Below are 17,369 nucleotides of genomic sequence, written 5' to 3' on the forward strand. Positions count from 1 at the left end.
ATCCGTCACGCTCACGCTGAGCACACCGCCGCCGCGCCTCCCGTTCAAATTCCAAATCCCGGCGTTGGATTTCATCCCGGTTATGGATAACCCTGCTCACCGTGGGGGCAGGCGCTGTGGACAGTCTTGATCCGAGATCTCTCGAGGTCTTCCTGGCGGTGATGGAGACCGGCTCGGCCGCCCTGGCCGCCGAGCGGCTGTCGCTGACCCAGCCGACCGTGGCCCGGGCCATCGCGGGGCTGGAGGCGAGCGCCGGCCTGACCCTGTTCGAGCGCAGCCGCCATGGCATGCGCCCCACGGCCGAGGCCGCCCTGCTGGCCGAGGAGGTGCGCGGCAGCTTCGCCGGCCTCGACCGCATCGAGCGGGCCGCCGAGGCTATCCGCCAGGGCATGAAGGGGTCGCTGGCGATCGGCGCCTCGCCCCTCTACACCGACGGCGTCATCGCCCGCGCCGCCGGGGCCCTGTCGCTGGAGGCGCCGGAGCTGTCGATCACCGTCGTCACCCTCGACCCGGAGGAAATCCACCGGCGGATGGCGCGCGACACCCTCGATCTGGCCCTGGTCATGGGGCCGCTGGCCCCGGAGACGCAGCTGGCCGTCCAGCCGCTCGGCCGTCGGCGGATGATGGCCATCATGCGCCGCGACCATCCCCTGGCCGGGCGGGCGGAGCTCGATGTCGCCGATCTCGTCGACGTCGAGATGGTCATGCTGCTGGCCCCCAGTCCCTGGCGCACCCTCGTCCTGCAGGCCTTCGCCCGCCAGGCCGCGCCGGTCCGCACCCGGCTCGAATGCCTGACCCAGCGCGGCGCGGCGGTCGCCGCCCTGACCGCCGGCATGGTCACCCTGATCGATCAGGAACTGGCCGAGGAACTGGCCTTCGACGACCCGGACGTCCACATCGCCCCCTTCACCGCCGTGCCGCCCTGGGAGCTGATCGCCATCCACCGCCACGACCGGCCGCTCAGCCGGCCGGCGGCGGCCATCGTCCACCGGCTGAAGCTGGCGGCCGCCGACTTCGATTCGCCGGTCGGGGCCTGAAGCATGGAGCCGCGGGATCTCCGGTCGATCCAGGTGTTCCAGGCGGTGCTGGACGATGGCTCGGCCACCCTGGCGGCCGAGCGGCTGGGGATGACCCAGCCGGCGGTGACCAAGGCCATCGCCGCTCTGGAGGCCCGCACCGGCCTGACCCTGTTCGAGCGCGGCCGCTTCGGCATGCGGCCGACCGCCGAGGGAGCCTTGCTGGCCGAGCAGGTGCGGCGCAGCTTCGCCGGGTTGGACCGCATCAAGCAGGCGGCCGAGGCCATCCGGCTGGGCCTCATGGGCCGGTTCCACATCGCCGGCCTGCTGTTCTACGCCGAGGGCCTGCTGCCGCGCGCCATCGGGGCCCTGGCCGCCGAGGCCCCGGGCCTGCAGGTCAAGATCGAGGCCGTCTCGCGAGAGGGCATCTACCGCCGCCTGCTGGAGGACAGCATCGACATGGGGGTGGTGATGGGACCCTTCCCGCCGCACGCCCAGCTCGCCGTCGAGCCGCTGGCGCGGCGGCGGCTGGCGGTGGTCATGGGCGTGGAGCATCGCCTGGCCAACCGGCCCAGCCTCGATGTCCCCGACCTCGCGGACGTCGAGATCGTCATGCTGGACGCCGACAATCCCTACCGCGCCGCCGTCCGCGAACTGTTCGAGGCCCGCGGCGTGCCGATCCGCTCGCGGCTGGACGTGGTCAGCCAGCGCGGAGCCATCACCATGGCGCTGGCCGGCCGGCTGGTCACCATCGTCGACCAGGAGATCGCCGAGGAGACGGTGTTCCGCAATCCGGCCGCCCGGGCCGTGCCCTTCGCCCCGGCGCCGCCGCGTGAGATGGCCGCCGTCCATCGGCGCGACAAACCGCTCAGCCTGGTCGGTCAGGCGGTGCTGCACCGACTGAGGCTGGCGGCGCGAGATTTCGCGGCCGAGGAATAGGGCTGAGGCGGCGGGGCTGGCTCTCGGCAACAGGATCGTCGCGATCATCCCCGCCGCCGTCAGCGCCTGACCCAAAACAGGGTTAGTTGCGAATGCGTTGCATCCCCGTCTGAGATGGGCTAGAGAACGAGAATTGTTCTCATCTGAAGTCGGGTCACCGCCTTGTACGTCTGCAACTGCAACGGCATTCGCGAACGGGACGTCCGCCACGCCATCGCGGCTGGCGCCTCGCGTCCGGCCGAGGTGTTCAGGAGCCAGGGCTGCCAGGCGCAGTGCGCCAAGTGCGTCTGCGAGATGCGCCAGATGATCGACGAGAGCCGCGAGGCCCTGCGCTACGCGGCCGAATAGCGGCCCTCTAAGGCGCATTCTCAAGCACTTACTGTAGTCGCGAGGCATTCGCGAAGATTTGTCTGCAAGCGCGAAACGTTCGCACAGATAAGGGTTGCGACGGAACCCGAAGCGGGTTCATGGACTCTTCAACTGAACCTTGAGGAGCACCGCCATGAAGGGCGATCCGGCCATCATCCGCATTCTGAACGCGGTCCTGACCAACGAGCTCACGGCCGTGAACCAGTACTTCCTGCATGCGCGGATGTACCAGCACTGGGGCCTCAGCAAGCTCGGCCAGATCACCTATGACGAGTCGATCGGCGAGATGAAGCATGCCGACAAGCTGATCAAGCGCATCCTCTTCCTCGACGGCCTGCCCAACCTGCAGGACCTGCATAAGCTGAAGATCGGCGAGACGGTGCCCGAGGGCCTGGCCGCCGACCTGGCCGTCGAGAAGGGCGGCCGCGAGACCCTGATTCCCGGCGTGAAGGCCTGTGAGGACGCCCAGGACTATGTGTCCCGCGAGCTGCTGGTCGAGATTCTCAGCGACACCGAGGATCACATCGACTTCCTGGAGACCCAGATCGACCTGGTCGGCCTGCTGGGCGAGCAGAACTACCTGCAGAGCGCCATGGGCGAGATGCAGGGCGAGGGTCACTAAAGCCATTTCGACTGGCGCGTCGGCATCCCGACTGTAAGCTTGCACCCGATCTGAGGGGCGGGCGGTGGTCGAGGCTGCGGCGGACTGGGTGGCATGGATGGCGCGCGAAGGGCCGGCGACGGTCAAGGCGCGGCCCGGCCATGACGCGTCCATCCGAAGGCACTATGCGGCCTGGCTGGTCCCGCAGGCGGAGTCGGCGGTCAGCCGCAGCCTGCGTCACATCGGCCACTACATCAGCGCCATCTGGGTCTTCTATCTGGACGCCAGTCCGGGCGGCATCACCTTCAGCCGCCTGAGCGATCTGCTCGGCCGGTCAGGCATGTCGGGGGCGCGGCGGGCCCGGCCGATGCTGATCTACCTGCAGTTCATAGGCTACATTGAAGCCGCCCCAACCGACGACGCCCGCGTCAAGCGCTGGCGGCCGACGGCGAAGATGGAAGCGGCCTTCCGCCGCCGCATGGCCGAGGACCTGGCGGGCATGACGGCGCTCGACGCCGACATCGAGGCGCTGGCCCGCCGCTTCGATGAGGACGCCATCTTCGCCGGCTTCATGCGGGCCATGGGCGAAATCAGTGAGGCCGCCTTCGCCACCCACGAGCCGGGAGGCGACAGCCTCGACCTGTTCTCCCAGCGCACGGCCGGCATGGCCCTGATGGCCGAACTGCTGATGAGCGCGGCGCCCGATGACGTCTTCCCGCCGGCCGGCCCGTTGCGTTTCAGCCTGGCCGGCCTGGCCAAGCGCAACCGGGTCTCGCGCATGCATGTGCGCCGGCTGCTGACCGATGCCGAGAAGGCCGGATTTCTGACCCTGACCGGCGAGGGCGAGGCGCTGGTGCGGCCGATCCTGGCCCAGGGGGTCGAGCATCTCTTCGCCTACACCGTGCTGGTCTACAACTACTGCGCCCGCGCCGCCCTGGAGGAGGCCGCCTAGAGCAGCCAGTCGCCGCTCTCGGCCGTGAGGTCGCCGTTGATTTTCACTTGGTAATCGACCTTGCCGTCGCCGCTGGTGTCCAGCCTCAGGACGGTGACGCCGCCGGTGAAGGACAGAGTCATCTGCCCCGCCTGTTTGCTGAAGGCGACGACCAGGGCGAGGGTCCCGCCATAGGCGCCCGACAGGTCGAGGATGTCGCCCTCGGCGGCGCTGAAGTCGTAGATCTGGTCGGTCTCGAGGGTCGGGCCGAAGGCATGGGCGACCAGGAAGATGTCCGCGCCCGTCCCGCCCCGCAGCAGGTCGTTGCCCAGTCCGCCGACGATGATGTCGTCGCCGTCGGCGCCGTTGAGGGTGTCGACCCCGCCGCCGCCGTCCAGGCGGTTGGCGCCGGCATTGCCCTGCAGGTTGTTGGCCAGGCCGTTGCCGGTCGCGTCGAGGTCGGCGGACCCCAGCAGCTGCAGGCCCTCGAAGTTGGCGCCCAGCACCCAGCCGTCGACGCTGGCGGTGCGGACGATGTCATAGCCCTCGGCCGCGCTTTCCGTGATCAGGTCCGCCAGGCTGTCGACAATGTAGACGTCGTTGCCCGCCCCGCCGCTGGCGGTGTCGTCGCCTGTCCCGCCGTCCAGCTGGTCGTTGCCGGCGCCGCCCTGCAGGGTGTCGAGGCCAGCGCCGCCGTCGAGCCGGTCGTTGTCGTCGCCGCCGGTCAGCAGGTCGCCGCCCTCGCCGCCGAACAGCTTGTCGGCTCCGGCGCCGCCTAGCAGCGCGTCGCTGGCCTCGCCGCCGTCCAGGATGTCGCCGCCCAGGCCCCCGTCCAGCAGATCGTTGGCCCGCCCGCCGAACAGCTGGTCGTTGCCGGCCTCGCCGAAGATCTGGTCCGCCCCGCCCAGGCCGTACAGCACATCCTTGCCGCCGCCGCCGCTCAGGCTGTCATTGCCCGCGCCGCCGTTTTGGGTCTCGTCGATCGCCGTACCGGTGAAGCTCACAGGGACCGGGGCCGGACTGGCGACCGCGAAGGCGCCGCCGATGAAGCTCAAGAACGCCCCGATCGCCGTGGCGCCGAGCAGCAGGTCGTCCGAGCCGTCGCCGTTGTAGTCGCCGATCCCGGCCACGCTGACGCCCGCCGCCGTCCCCGTCCCGTTCAGCCGATAGCCGTTGGTCCCATCGATCTGGGCGGTGCTCAGGGTCGGGGCGAACGCCCCGCCGTGGCCAATCACCACGGTGGCCCGGGCGTCGAGGAAGTTACCCTCGCCAATGATCAGGTCGTCGAAGCCGTCGCCATCGACATCCCCCGCGCCGGCCACCGAATAGCCGACGCCCTGCCCGGACGTGGCCCCCACGAACTGGAAGCCGGTCTGGCCGTCGAGCTGGGCGACCGAGAGGGTCGCGCTGGCGGTGACATATTGGCCGAACACCACATAGGCCGCCCCCAGGGCCGTCCCGTTCGCGCCGGCCGCGTAGACGCCGATGACCACGTCGTCCAGGCCGTCGCCATTGAGGTCGCCGGCCCCGGCGACCGACATCCTGAAGCCATTGCCGAGATCGGCGCCGTCGAACCGGAAGCCGTTGACGCCAGACAGCGCCGAAAGGTTGGCATGGCCTCCCGCGGCGGCCAGCGGATCAAGCACCACATAGGCCGAACCGGCGTCGCCCGCGCCGGCGCCGGGCGCCCCGATGATCAGGTCCTCAAAGCCATCGCTGTTGAAGTCGCCCGCCGAACCGACCGCCGTGCCGGCCCGGTCGCCGGCGGTGACGCCATCCAGGCGAAGGCTGGCGGCCAGATCCACGACGGCGGAGAAGGCGCCGGTGCGCCCCATCACCGCATAGACCGAGCCGGCGTTCGCTCCGCCGAAGTCCGCGCCCGGCGCGCCGATGACCAGGTCGGCGCGGCCGTCGTGGTTGATATCGGGACCGATGGCCACCGACCAGCCGAGGGCGTCGCCCACCGCCGCGCCGACCACCTTGAAACCGTTGGTCCCGTTCAGGCTGCTCAGTTCCAGCGTGCGGGGCGCCGGGCCGGCATGGCCGAACACCACATAGACCGCCCCGACCTGCTGGCCGTAGCCCCCGGCGTCGGGCGCCCCGATCACCAGGTCATCGAAGCCGTCGCCGTTGATGTCGCCGCCGCCGGCCACCGACCAGCCGGCGTGCTCGCCGTTGCTGGCGCCGTTGATGGTGAAGCCGTTGTTTCCGGTCAGGTAGTCAGTGGAAAAAGCCGGTGGCGTAAAGCCCGGGTGTCCGAAGACCACGTAGGCGACGCCGCTGGCGTTCAGGCTGCCGGTGGCGTAGGGCGCGCCGATGATGAAGTCGGCGTAGCCGTCGCCGTTGACGTCGCCGATCCCGGCGACGGACCGCCCGGCCATGCCTGAATTGTCGGTCGCGATGACCTGGTGGCCGCTGTACCCGTTCAGGGTCAACAGGTTGACGTCGGGATGGAACGGCATGACGGCAGTCCTGATCGATGCGGGGCGTCAGGCCGCAGTGTTAGGAACGGCGAGGCCGCAGAAACAAGGTCGCCCCAGGAAAGCGGAGCCTCCGTTTTCCGCTCAGACGCGCCGATGACCGGCCTTCCGGGCCGCCGCCCAGGCTCAGCGCGGCGTGTAGGCCGCGAGGAAGACCCGCACCACCTCGGCGCAATAGGGCTGGGCCGGGTGCAGCGACGGCGCCTCGCCCTGGACCAGGGGGATGGTCAGGGCTGAATGCTCGATCATGCCTTGGAACAGGCGGGCGGCGATGGGCACGTCGAGGATGACCAGTTCGCCGGCCTCATGAAGACGGATCAGCAGCCGGCGCAGGGCGGCGCCCAGGGTGCGATGGACCGTCTCATAGACCCGCCGCGACATCTCCGGGCGGTGGACGGCCTCCATCACCACGGTGCGGTAGAAGGCCCTGATCTCGGGCTCGCCGAGGAATTGGAAATAGACTTCGGCCAGCCGGGTCAGCACAGGCTCCGGCCCGCCGTCCATATGTTCGATCTCGTCGAACAGCCCCTCGAACGGCGACAGCGCCAGATCGGTGACCGCCTCGAACAGACGGTCCTTGTTTTCGAAGTAGATATAGACCGTGCCGGTCGACACCCGGGCCAGCTTGGCCACCTCATCGACCGTCGCCCGGTCGAAACTGCGGGTCAGGAAGACCTGGCGGGCCGCCTGCAGGATCTTGTCCCGCCGTTGCTGGTGAAGTTCCTCGCGCATTCGGTTAGGTCAGGAACACCTCGTATTGAGTTGGCAGTTCGCCATGACAAGGCCATGTCGGTCCATGATATTCGCAGGTGTTCAGCCACTTTCGTTCGGGGTGACCTCTTGCGACGACCAGAGCCTTACGCGACCCGGAACCGCCTGCCGCCGGCCGGCGTTGAGCCGGAGGCTCCGGGCGCCGGAGATCCAGGGAGACGACGCATGCGCTACGAGATGGGCCCCGAGGGGATGGTCGAGGTTCCGGCCAAGCCCGTGACGACGGCGGGCCATGTGCTGCTCGGCCTGTTGCTGGCCGGCGGGGCGGTGGCCATCGCCGAGGTGATCGCCTCGCGGCGGGGGGTGCGCGAGGAACCCGAATACATGAGCGACTTCGCGGAGTCGCAAGGCCCGGTGACCAATCCGCCCAAGGCCGCCTTCGCGGTGATCTGGCCGTCGATGTTCACGGCCCTGACCATCTCCGGCCTGCGGGTGTGGAACTCGCCGCAGGGCGCGACCCGGACCCGGGCCTTGACCCTGTGGGGCCTGGTGCAGGGCTTCTCGGCCGCCTGGATGGCGCTGGGGCCCAAGCGGGTCGGCGGCCGGGTGGCGGTGGCGGTGGCCTCGGTCGGGGCCGGCGCGGTCTATGCCTACCACGCCGCCAAGGTGCAGCCCCCGCCCGGCGCGGTGGCGGCCCCGACGGCCGGCTGGATGGGCATCGCCAGCCTGCTGAAGGACCAGTGGGACCGCCGCACGCACAGCGGCCACGACAACGGCCACACGGTTCACTAGGTAGGATCCCTTCTCCCGCTTGTCGGGAGAAGGTGGCCCCCGAAGGGGGTCGGATGAGGGCAGCGCCGGCTTCGGACGGCTGGGCGCGTTCTGGCGCGGTTCGGCGCTGTCACTAATCTTCTTTGGCTGGTGCTGCCCTCATCCGAGCCCTACGGGCCCACCTTCTCCCGACGAGCGGGAGAAGGACTCTCAGCCCCGGTTCAGCCGTAGGATTTCCACCGTCTCTCCCGCCGCGATGGCCGGGGCGTTCGCGCGTCGCCGCAGCAGCGCATCGGCCGCCGCGAACACCGTCACCAGGCTGCTGTCCTGGTCGGGCAGGGCCCAGACGCCGTCCGGGCCGAGGATGGCCCGCATCCAGTGTTCGCGCGGACCGTTGGCGGCCAGGGGCTCGGCCAGGACGGCGGGCTCCATGGCCGGGCCGGGGGCGCCGCCGGACATGGTCGCGATCAGCGGCTTGAGGAACAGTTCGGCGCAGACGAAGGCCGAGGCCGGGTTGCCCGGCAGGCCGAGCACGCGGCGGCCGTCGCCCAGGGTTCCGAACCAGGTCGGCCTGCCGGGCCGGACATTGATGGTCTCGACCAGCAGGGTGAGCCCCAGGCGTTTCAGGGCCGGCTTGACCAGGTCGTAGTCGCCGACCGAGGCGCCGCCGACGGTGACCACCAGGTCGGCGTCCGCCCCGGCCACGGCCGCGGCGATGGCGTCCTCGTCGTCGCGGGCGGGGGCCAGCCGGTGGGCCAGGCCGCCCCAGCGGGCGACCATCGGCACCAGGCCGGCGCTGCCGCTCTCGAAGATCTGGAACGGACCGGGATGGCCGCCGGGCGAAACCAGCTCCTCGCCGGTGGTCAGGACGGCGATGCGGGGGCGGGCGCTGACCCGGGCGCTGGCCCGGCCGGCGGCGGCGGCCAGCGACAGCCGCCAGGGATTGAGCCGGGCGCCGGCTTCGAGCAGCACCGCGCCGGCCCGGAAGTCGCCGCCGGCGGCCCGGATGTTGCGGCCGGGCGTGGGCGGCTGGACGAGGCGGACGGTGTCGCCCTGGCGCTCGGTGTCTTCCTGCAGGACGACGCGGTCGGCGCCGGCCGGGATGGCGGCGCCGGTGAAGATGCGCACCGCCTGGCCGGGCTGCAGGGCGCCGTCGAAGCCGCGGCCTGCGGCGCTCTCGCCGGCGATGGCGAGAACGGCCCCCTGGCGGGCGTCAGGGTCGCGGATCGCCCAGCCGTCCATGGCCGAGGCGTCGAACGGCGGCTGGTCGCGGACGGCATGAATGTCCTCGGCCAGGGTGGCGCCGTCGGCCTCGGCGAGCGGCAGGCCGTGGGTTGGCAGGCGGACGGCGGCGGCCAGCATGCGGGCGCGGGCGTCTTCGACGGTGAGATTCTTTAGGGCCATAAGCGGGGTTCTACCCCACGAAGGCGCGCTCCAACACATAATCCCCAGGTTCGGCGTTCGAACCCTCGACCAGACCATGGCTTTCGATCAAGGCGGCCATGTCCTTGATGAAGTCCATCGAGCCGCACAGCATGATGCGGTCTTCCTCGCGGTTGAAGGTCGTCCCCTCCAGCCCGAGGTCCCTGAACAGCTGGCCCGAGGCGATCAGGTCGGTGAACCGGCCCTGGCGTTCGAACGGCTCGCGGGTGACGGTGGGGTAGTAGACCAGCTGCTTCTGGGCCTCCTCGCCGACCAGCGGGTCCTCGAAAATCTCGGCGGTGAACAGCTCGCGGTAGGCCAGCTCGCTGACCTCACGCACGCCGTGGCCGACGATGACCTGCTCGAAATTGCTGTAGGCGTCGGGGTCGCGGGCCACCGACAGGAAGGGCGCGAGACCCGTGCCGGTGCCGAACAGGAACAGGCGCTTGCCCGGCCGCACGGCGTCGAGCACCAGGGTGCCGGTCGGCTTCTTGCCGAGCAGGACGTCGTCGCCCGGCTGGATGTGCTGCAGGCGCGAGGTCAGCGGGCCGTCCGCCACCTTGATCGACAGGAACTCCAGCTCCTCGGCGAAGCTGGGCGAGGCGATGGAATAGGCGCGCAGGATCGGCTTGGCCTCGCCCGGAGCCGGCGGCAGGCCGATCATCACGAACTCGCCCGAGCGGAAACGGAAGGTATCCGGCCGGGTGATGGCGAAGCTGAACAGCCGGTCGGTCCAATGCTTGACCCACAGCACCTTCTCCAGGTGCTGGGCGGCGGAGGGGGTCCAGGCCGGGGCGGGGGCAGCCGGGGCGGCGACATCCGACATCAAAGGTGGTCCTTGCGGCGCGCGGGGAGGCGCTAAGTGTTGGGTTTCCATGTGGCCCCGACGGGCGGGATGTCAACGCAGGGATACTAGGGGGCCGGTTAGGGATGCTGCCGGTCAGGGGCCGGCAGGGCGGCGATATCGGCCATGGTCTCGAAGCTGTGGGCGGGGTTCTGGCGGGCCAGGCTGGCGCGCGTAGCATAGCCCCAGGCCACCGCCCCGAAGGCGGCGCCGACCTTGGCCGCCGCCTCGCCGTCGCGGGGTTCGTCGCCGATGCAGAGGGTCTGCGCGGCCGTCACGCCGGCCCGCTTGATCACCCGCCGCAGGTGGGCCGGCTTGCCGAACAGGCCGGCGCCGCAGCCGTAATCGTCGATCCGGGCGGCCAGTTCGGGGCCCAGCACGGCCCGGACATTGGTCTCGTCGTTGGAGCTGACGATGGCCAGGCGCAGGCCGGCCGCGTCGAGGGCGGCGAGCATCGGGCCGACCCCGTCGAACAGGCGGATCGCGCCGATGTCCGCGGTCATCCGCGCCTTCATGTCGGCGGCGATCCAGGGCAGGCGCCAGCGCGAGACGCCCAGCTGCTTCATGATCTCGCGATTGCCCATGCCCCGCAGCGCCTCGATCTCCGCCGCGTCGACGCGGCGAAACCGATGGCGGTCGGCCAGGCTGTTGAGGACCCCGACGAACCAGGGCGCGCTGTCGGCTAGGGTTCCGTCGAAATCGAAGATGATCAGGCGGTACATGGTTCCTGCCCTCTAGCGCTCGGCGTCGGCTGCCGCCACGTCATACTTGGCGCCGGGCCTGTCCCTGCCTAGCGTGCCGCCAAACTCAGCGAGGACTCCCCCATGGCCGCCTACGTCATCTTCATCCGCGACAGCATCAAGGACGCCGAGGAGATGGCGACCTATGGCAAGAAGGCGGCCGGCGCGCGCGGCGACCACAAGATCACGCCGCTGGCCTTCTACGGCCCGCTGGAGACCTTGGAGGGGACCAAGGCGGACGGCGTGGTGCTGCTCTCCTTCCCGTCGATGGACGAGGCCAAGGCCTGGTACAACAGCGACGCCTACCAGGACGCCCTGCAGCACCGCCTGAGGGGCGCCGACTACCGCGTCATCCTTGCCGAGGGGCTTTGAAGCGTCTCGCTTTCGTCACGGCCAACCGTTAGGAGCGCGGCCATGACCCGCAAGCTGCCCTTCACCACCATCGAGAACCTGCGCGATTTCGGCGACTACGCCGCCGGCCATCGGCAGATGCGCAAGGGCGTCCTGTTCCGCTCGGCCCACCAGGCCGAGGCCTCGGAGGAGGAGCTGGAGGCGCTGAAGGCGCTGGGCGTCAACCTGATCGTCGACCTGCGGCGGCCGGGTGAGCGCGAGCGCAACCCCTCCAAGCGCTGGAAGGGCTTCGCCGCCGAGGTGATCGAGAACGACCATCCGGAGGACGGCGACGACCCCTGGCAGACCTTCATGAAGCACTCGGAGATCACCTCCGAAACCATGCGGGCCTATATGCTCGACTACTACGACGCCGCCCCGCACGAGCCGCGGCACGTCGACCTCTACAGCCGCTGGTTCGAGCGGCTGGGCGCGACGCAGGGGGCGACCCTGGTGCATTGCGCGGCCGGCAAGGACCGCACGGGCATCCTCTGCGCCCTGACCCACCACATCGCCGGGGTGCACCACGACGACATTATCGCCGACTACCTGCTGACCAACGACGAGGAACGCTTCGCCCGCCGCCTGCCGCTGTTCGCCGCTCACGTGGAGGAGCTGACCGGCCGACGGCCAAGCGACGCGGCCATGCGCACCACCATGGGCGTCGAGGCCGAGTACCTGGACCGGGCGTTCGAGGCCATGCGGCGTGAGAACGGCGGCCTCGATGGTTACCTGCGCGAAGTGTTGGGCGTCGATGCGGCGCGGCGGGCGGCGGTGGAGCGTCGCATCCTCCTCTAACCCCGAACGCGCGTTTAAAATCCCTCTTCCCTGACGGCGGTTTCGGGCCCAACCTACGGCCAAGGCCGCGCTCCGAGACGGCTTCCTGCTTAGTGGATTTGGGAGACGTTTCATGGTCAGCACGCCCACGCCGGGGCCGCTAGGCGATCCGTTGCCTGGCAGCCTGGAACCCGCCGCCACGGCCGGCGCGGACGCGGCGGGCTACGGCCGGGCCAGTTTTCGCGACATGCCGCTGGGGGCCTGGGCCTGGGCCATCTTCCAGGGCGGGCGCGACCCCTATGTGATCCTCATCACCATCTACATCTTCGCCGCCTACTTCACCGCCCTGGTGGTTGGCGACGGGGTCAAGGGCCAGGCGATGATCGCCACGGTCAGCACCCTCAACAGCCTGTTCATCGCCATCACCGCGCCGTTCCTGGGCGCCTCGCTGGAGCGGTTCGGGGCCCGCAAGCCGGTGATGCTGCTGATCGTCGCCCTGATGGTGCCGCTGATCGCCATCCTGTGGTTCGCCAAGCCGGGCGGGGCGGGGCTGCCGATCATGGGCACTCTGTGGATCTTCGCCATCGTCGGCATCCTGTTCGCCTACTGCGAGGTGGTCCACAACAGCCTCTTGATGACCGCCGCCGGCCACCGCCACGCCGCCCACGCCTCGGGCCTGGCGCTGTCGGCGGGCAACTTCTTCTCGGTCATCACCCTGACCTTTTGCCTGCTGGCCTTCGCCCTGCCGGGGGCCCCTGGAACCGAGACCTGGACCTTCCTGCCCAAGGCGCCGCTGTTCGGCCTGGACGCGGCCAGCGCCGAGCCGATGCGCATCTCGGCCCTGATCGCGGCCGGCCTGATGGCCCTGGGCTCCATCCCGCTGTTCCTGTTCACACCGGACGCGCCCTCCACCGGCGTCAGGTTCCTCCAGGGCATCAAGGAGGGGGCGATCAACCTGTGGGTGACGATCAAGCTGCTGCGCACCGAGCGGGACATGTCCATCTTCCTGGGCTCCCGCATGCTGTTCAACGACGGCATGACGGCCCTGCTGCTCTATGGCGGCCTCTACGCCTCGGGGGTGATGGGCTGGCAGATGGAGATGTACGCCTATGGCATCCTGCTCAGCGTCTTCGCCGTGATCGGCGGGCTGATGGCGGCGCGGATCGACAACGCCCTGGGACCCAAGACGGCGCTGATCGTGGAGATCATCGGCTGCGTCATCTGCATCACCGCCCAGATCGGCATGAAGCCCGACACCATCCTCTATTTCTGGCATTACGACGCGGCCGCCCACGCCCCGATCTGGGACGGGCCGATGTTCCGCACCCTGCCGGAGGTGCTGTATCTGGTCATCGGCTTTGGCACGGCCGTCTTCGTCACCGCCCAGTACGCCACCAGCCGCACCATGCTGACCCGGCTGTCGCCGCCTGAAAAGCTGCCCGCCTTCTTCGGCCTGTTCGCCCTGTCGGGGACGGTGACGGTCTGGCTGGGATCGGCGCTCGTCGCGCTGTTCACCGGCATTTACCAGACCCAGCAGGCGGGCTTCGTGCCGATCATCGGCCTGCTGATCCTCGGCGGCGTCGGGCTGTTCTTCGTCAAGGGCGGCGGCAAGGGGCAGTTCCGCACAAGCTGACACCCTTTCCCCTCAGCACGGGCAGGGCTATTGCCCGCCCATGCGCCCGACCTCTCTGCGCCATGTCGCCATAGAGCCGCGCCCCTGGCGGGCGCCGGCCGAGGTGCTGTCCGCCTTCGGGACAGAGGCGGGGACCTGCGCCTTCCTGTCGGGGGGCGAGGGGCCGAGGGCGCGGTGGTCCTATGTGCTGCGCGGGCCGGACGCGAGCCTGCGGATCGGCCGGCGCGATCGGCGGGACGCCTTCGCCGACCTTGAGGCCCTGTTGGGCGAGCGCTGCGAGCGCTATCCGGACGGACCGCCGTTCCAGGGTGGGGTGGCGGGGCTGGCCGGCTATGAACTGGGCGACCGGGTCGAGACGCTGGGGCTGGGCGAGCACGCCGACGGCTGGCCGGACCTGGCGGTCTATCGCTATCCGGCCCTGCTGGCCTTTGATCACCATGAGCGGCGGGTGCTGGCGGTCGGACGCGGGACAGGCGAGGCCGCGGCGCGGGACCAGGCCCTGGCGGCGGCCGACTGGCTGACCGCCCCGGCCCGGCCGGCGGCGGCGGGGCGGCTGGCCTTCGGCTTCGCGGCCGAGACGGCCGGCGCCCTCTACGAGGACGCCGTCGCCCAGGTGGTCGGGCGCATCCATGCCGGTGAGATCTTCCAGGCCAACATCGCCCGGGTCTGGGGCGGGGCGATGGCGGCGGGGGCGGGGCCGTTCGACCTGCTGGCCCGGCTGGTCGGCTCGAGCCCGGCGCCCTTCGCCGGCTGGCTGCATCTGGGCGACCTGGCGCTGGTGTCCAATTCGCCGGAGCGGTTCGTTACCGTCGAGGGCGGCGCCTTCCGCATCGAGACGCGGCCGATCAAGGGCACCCGGCCGCGCGGCGCCGACCCCGCCGAGGACCGGGCCCTGGCCGCCGAACTGCTGGCCAGCGACAAGGACCGGGCCGAGAACCTGATGATCGTCGACCTGATGCGCAACGACCTGGCGCGGGTCAGCCCGCCCGGCTCGGTGAAGACCCCCGAGCTGTTCGCGGTCGAGAGTTTCGCCAATGTGCACCACCTGGTCTCGACGGTGACGGCCAGGCTGGCGCCGGGCCTGACCGCCATCGACCTGCTGCGCGCCGCCTTCCCGCCGGGCTCGGTGACCGGCGCCCCCAAGGTGCAGGCGATGAAGGTCATCGCCGGCCTGGAGACGCCGCGCGGCCCCTACTGCGGCTCGCTGTTCTGGGCCGGGGCCGACGGGGCCTTCGACAGCAGCGTGCTGATCCGCACGGCCGCCTTTGCGCGGCGAGCCGACGGCTGGCGGGTCGAGGCGCGGGCCGGGGCGGGCATCGTCGCCGACAGCGACCCGCATGCCGAGCGGCTGGAGACCGAGGCCAAGATCGCCGCCATCCGGAAGGCCCTGACATGACCGTGCCCCACGACGATCGCGGCCTGCTGCTCGGCGACGGGCTGTTCGAGACCCTGCTGGCGCGCGGCGGGGCGCTGGAGCACTGGCCCGCGCACCTGGCCCGGCTGACGGCCGGCTGCGAGGCGCTGGGCCTGCCGGCCCCGGACGGGGCGGCGGCGCTGCGGCTCTGCGAGGCGGCGGTGACGGACGCGGGCTTGAGCCGGGCGGCGGTGCGCCTGACCCTGACGGCGGGCTCGGGCGGGCGTGGTCTGGACCGGCCGGCCCAGGTCCAGTCCCGGCTGTTCGCCACGGCCAGCGCCTCCCCGGCCCCCGTCGGACCGGTGGCGCTGGTCACCGCCCGCGTGCGGCGCAACGAGCATTCCCCGGCCTCGCGGCTGAAGACCCTCAACTACCTCGACAACGTCCTGGCCCGGCGCGAGGCCGGCGGCGCCGAGGCGCTGATGCTCAACACGGCGGGGCAGGTGGCCTGCGCGGCCGTGGCCAATCTGTTCTGGGTCGAAGGCGGGCGGCTGCTGACCCCGGCCCTGGACTGCGGGGTGCTGGACGGCGTCATGCGCGGCCTGGTGATCGAGCGGGCGCGGGCCAGGGGGATCGTGGTCGAGGAGGTGGCTGTCGGCCGGGAGGCGCTGGAGGCGGCCGAGGGCCTGTTCCTGACCAACAGCCTGATCGGGGTGCGCACCGTGTCGATGCTGGATGGCCGGCCGGTCGCCGAAAGCCCGCTGGTCGCCCTGGTCAGTTGACCTTGGCGACGCTGTCCGACTTGCGGGGGCGCAGGTAGAACTTCTTGGTGAAGGTCACCGCGTTGGGCACGAAGTAGTCGACCGGCGAGTCGTAGCTGTATTCCACTTCCGACAGGATGACGCTGTCGCCGGCCACGCTGATCAGGCCGCTGGGCACGGTCTGGGTCGAGCCGGTCCCCAGGGCGGTCAGGCCGTCGCCCTGGCTCCAGACGACTTTCGGGCTGACGGCGGAGTCGGCGACGATCGAGGTCACCCGCATCTTCAGGGTCGTGGTCGGAAACGGCGACATCACCGCCCGGGCGATGGTGAAGATGTCGGTCACCGTGGCGGTGCTGATCTGGGTCGACTGGGCCACCAGGTCGCCGATCGAGGAGGCGGCGTGGCTGGTGCGGCGCTCGGCCATCATCGCCTGGGTCAGTTCGGCCAGGCCGAAGTAGAAGGCGATCAGGGCGGGAGCGATGAGGGCGAACTCGACGGCGGAGACGCCGCGCTTGTCGCGCGCCAGGCGGCGGAACAGGCCCATCAGGTTCCCCAAGGCTCGTTGCGGAAGGTGACGGTGGTGCTGATCAGCCGCTTGTTGCTGCCGATGTTGGCCAGGCCCGAGTTGAGCAGCGGGGTGAACAGGGTCCAGCTGTAGTAGGCGCGGACCAGGACGATGTCCTCGGCGCCGCCCGGCTCCCACAGGCCTTCCTGGACCACGCCGTTGGTGACGGTGGGGCCGGCCATGACGCGGTTGCCGGCGGCGTCCGTGGTCATCATGGAATCGAAGTTGGCGAAGGTGCGCACGTCGACCGTCAGGTTGCTGGCGCAGTCGGAGCCCAGCCAGGACATGTCAGCGCAGATGGCGTCCTTGAAGGTGGCGCGGGTGCCGCCGCTGTTCTGCAGCTCGCCGGTGCGGATCTTGCGGCCGGCGGCGTCGGCGGCGTTCTGCAGGGTGGTCGAGACCAGGAACACCATGCCCAGCTCCAGCACCGCGAACAGCATGGTCAGGAAGGGCAGGGCGACGAAGGCGAACTCCACGGCCGTCGCGCCGCGTCGGGCCGAGCCGAAGCGGGCGAGGAAGCAGCGGGCTCGCTGAAGAGGGTTGGTCGCGTTCACGAGAGCGACATTAGCGCGACAGGTTTAAGGGGGAGTTTAGGGCGTTGAGCCGCCAGGGCCCCTTACGTGTGCGTAGTCTCTATAGATTCTAGGGCGTCGGTTTCGGGGCCGGGGCGTCGGCGCCCTTTTCGGTCATTTCGCAGCGGGGCGCGCAGGCGTACCGCGAGGCGCTGGTTCCCTTGAAGACGGTGACCTGGCCGGCGTCGGCGGCCGAGACCACCACGACGCGGTCGAGGATCAGCCGGCCGGCGCGATCCAGCGCGATGATGTTGGTCGTGCCATATCCCTTGCCGAGCACGACGATGTTGCGTTCGTCCAGCACCATGACGTCGGCGATGGCCGGGTTGCCGACGGCGACGTCCTTGGCCGGGGCCGACAGGGCGATGCGCACCGCCTGGTCGGTACGTACCGACAGGGTCTGGGCCAGGGCGGGCGTGGCCAGCAGGGCGGTCGAGGCGAGGACGAGAAGCAGGCGGCGCATGAGGGCGGTCCGGAGCCGTGAATCAGAGCT

General features: G+C 70.4%; 19 protein-coding genes. 11 read left to right on the forward strand and 8 right to left on the reverse strand.

Going from position 1 to position 17,369, the window contains the following annotated elements:
- The first annotated feature begins 116 nt into the window (after positions 1-116).
- The 5 genes from AC1RSK_RS17280 to AC1RSK_RS17300 all read left to right on the forward strand — a co-directional run bounded on the left by AC1RSK_RS17280 (position 117) and on the right by AC1RSK_RS17300 (position 3,877).
- A complete protein-coding gene (locus tag AC1RSK_RS17280) occupies positions 117-1,037 on the forward strand; it encodes a LysR family transcriptional regulator (protein ID WP_492908841.1) in 921 nt (306 codons plus the stop codon).
- A gap of 3 nt (positions 1,038-1,040) precedes the next feature.
- Positions 1,041-1,955 (forward strand): LysR family transcriptional regulator, encoded by a 915-nt coding sequence (locus AC1RSK_RS17285; RefSeq protein WP_492908842.1) that lies wholly within the window; start codon positions 1,041-1,043, stop codon positions 1,953-1,955.
- Between the two features lie 162 nt (positions 1,956-2,117).
- Positions 2,118-2,303, forward strand: a complete 186-nt coding sequence (locus AC1RSK_RS17290) for a (2Fe-2S)-binding protein (RefSeq protein WP_492908844.1) — start codon at positions 2,118-2,120, stop codon at positions 2,301-2,303.
- A gap of 154 nt (positions 2,304-2,457) precedes the next feature.
- The gene (bfr, locus tag AC1RSK_RS17295) at positions 2,458-2,946 is read left to right on the forward strand and encodes a bacterioferritin (protein ID WP_492908845.1); all 489 of its coding nucleotides are present in this window, start codon (positions 2,458-2,460) and stop codon (positions 2,944-2,946) included.
- Between the two features lie 97 nt (positions 2,947-3,043).
- On the forward strand, positions 3,044-3,877 hold the full coding sequence (locus AC1RSK_RS17300) for a hypothetical protein (RefSeq protein WP_492908846.1): 834 nt from the start codon (positions 3,044-3,046) through the stop codon (positions 3,875-3,877).
- Here the strand turns inward: AC1RSK_RS17300 and AC1RSK_RS17305 are convergent.
- Both AC1RSK_RS17305 and AC1RSK_RS17310 read right to left on the reverse strand, forming a co-directional pair.
- Complete coding sequence (locus tag AC1RSK_RS17305) at positions 3,874-6,318, reverse strand: hypothetical protein (protein WP_492908847.1); 2,445 nt, start codon at positions 6,316-6,318, stop codon at positions 3,874-3,876. The genes AC1RSK_RS17300 and AC1RSK_RS17305 overlap by 4 nt on opposite strands.
- 144 nt (positions 6,319-6,462) lie before the next feature.
- On the reverse strand, positions 6,463-7,068 hold the full coding sequence (locus AC1RSK_RS17310; protein WP_492908849.1) for a TetR/AcrR family transcriptional regulator: 606 nt from the start codon (positions 7,066-7,068) through the stop codon (positions 6,463-6,465).
- A 204-nt stretch (positions 7,069-7,272) separates the two neighbouring features.
- Between AC1RSK_RS17310 and AC1RSK_RS17315 the strand changes: the two genes are divergently transcribed.
- On the forward strand, positions 7,273-7,839 hold the full coding sequence (locus tag AC1RSK_RS17315; RefSeq protein WP_492908850.1) for a tryptophan-rich sensory protein: 567 nt from the start codon (positions 7,273-7,275) through the stop codon (positions 7,837-7,839).
- 189 nt (positions 7,840-8,028) lie between these two features.
- Here the strand turns inward: AC1RSK_RS17315 and AC1RSK_RS17320 are convergent, their stop codons facing one another.
- From AC1RSK_RS17320 to AC1RSK_RS17330, 3 genes are read right to left on the reverse strand one after another with little or no spacing between them, the layout of a single operon-like run.
- A complete protein-coding gene (locus tag AC1RSK_RS17320; RefSeq protein WP_492908851.1) occupies positions 8,029-9,222 on the reverse strand; it encodes a molybdopterin molybdotransferase MoeA in 1,194 nt (397 codons plus the stop codon).
- A 10-nt stretch (positions 9,223-9,232) separates the two neighbouring features.
- Positions 9,233-10,117 (reverse strand): ferredoxin--NADP reductase, encoded by an 885-nt coding sequence (locus AC1RSK_RS17325; RefSeq protein ID WP_492908852.1) that lies wholly within the window; start codon positions 10,115-10,117, stop codon positions 9,233-9,235.
- Between the two features lie 47 nt (positions 10,118-10,164).
- Complete coding sequence (locus AC1RSK_RS17330) at positions 10,165-10,806, reverse strand: HAD hydrolase-like protein (protein ID WP_492908853.1); 642 nt, start codon at positions 10,804-10,806, stop codon at positions 10,165-10,167.
- Between the two features lie 102 nt (positions 10,807-10,908).
- Between AC1RSK_RS17330 and AC1RSK_RS17335 the strand changes: the two genes are divergently transcribed.
- From AC1RSK_RS17335 to AC1RSK_RS17355, 5 genes are all read left to right on the forward strand, one after another.
- Positions 10,909-11,196, forward strand: a complete 288-nt coding sequence (locus AC1RSK_RS17335; RefSeq protein ID WP_492908854.1) for a DUF1330 domain-containing protein — start codon at positions 10,909-10,911, stop codon at positions 11,194-11,196.
- Positions 11,197-11,238: 42 nt separating this feature from the next.
- Positions 11,239-12,012 (forward strand): tyrosine-protein phosphatase, encoded by a 774-nt coding sequence (locus tag AC1RSK_RS17340; RefSeq protein ID WP_492908855.1) that lies wholly within the window; start codon positions 11,239-11,241, stop codon positions 12,010-12,012.
- A gap of 112 nt (positions 12,013-12,124) precedes the next feature.
- The gene (locus AC1RSK_RS17345) at positions 12,125-13,624 is read left to right on the forward strand and encodes an MFS transporter (RefSeq protein WP_492908856.1); all 1,500 of its coding nucleotides are present in this window, start codon (positions 12,125-12,127) and stop codon (positions 13,622-13,624) included.
- A gap of 40 nt (positions 13,625-13,664) precedes the next feature.
- Positions 13,665-15,020, forward strand: coding sequence for an anthranilate synthase component I family protein (locus tag AC1RSK_RS17350; protein ID WP_492908857.1), 1,356 nt, complete (start codon positions 13,665-13,667; stop codon positions 15,018-15,020).
- Complete coding sequence (locus AC1RSK_RS17355) at positions 15,017-15,760, forward strand: aminotransferase class IV (protein ID WP_492908858.1); 744 nt, start codon at positions 15,017-15,019, stop codon at positions 15,758-15,760. The genes AC1RSK_RS17350 and AC1RSK_RS17355 overlap by 4 nt, the downstream gene beginning before the upstream one ends.
- On the opposite strand, the gene AC1RSK_RS17360 is transcribed toward AC1RSK_RS17355, so the two are convergent.
- From AC1RSK_RS17360 to AC1RSK_RS17370, 3 genes are all read right to left on the reverse strand, one after another.
- Entirely contained in the window at positions 15,753-16,283 is a 531-nt protein-coding gene (locus AC1RSK_RS17360) for a TadE/TadG family type IV pilus assembly protein (RefSeq protein ID WP_492908859.1), read from the reverse strand. The two genes, AC1RSK_RS17355 and AC1RSK_RS17360, sit on opposite strands and share 8 nt — an antisense overlap.
- Positions 16,283-16,858 carry a TadE/TadG family type IV pilus assembly protein gene (locus tag AC1RSK_RS17365; protein ID WP_492908860.1) on the reverse strand — a complete coding sequence of 192 codons (576 nt, stop codon included), beginning with the start codon at positions 16,856-16,858 and terminating at the stop codon, positions 16,283-16,285. Before AC1RSK_RS17365 ends, AC1RSK_RS17360 begins: the two co-directional genes overlap by 1 nt.
- Positions 16,859-16,946: 88 nt before the next feature.
- A complete protein-coding gene (locus tag AC1RSK_RS17370) occupies positions 16,947-17,339 on the reverse strand; it encodes a pilus assembly protein N-terminal domain-containing protein (protein ID WP_492908861.1) in 393 nt (130 codons plus the stop codon).
- Positions 17,340-17,369: the final 30 nt, after the last annotated feature.

The sequence above is a fragment of the Caulobacter sp. GW821-FHT11A05 genome (assembly GCF_058809015.1).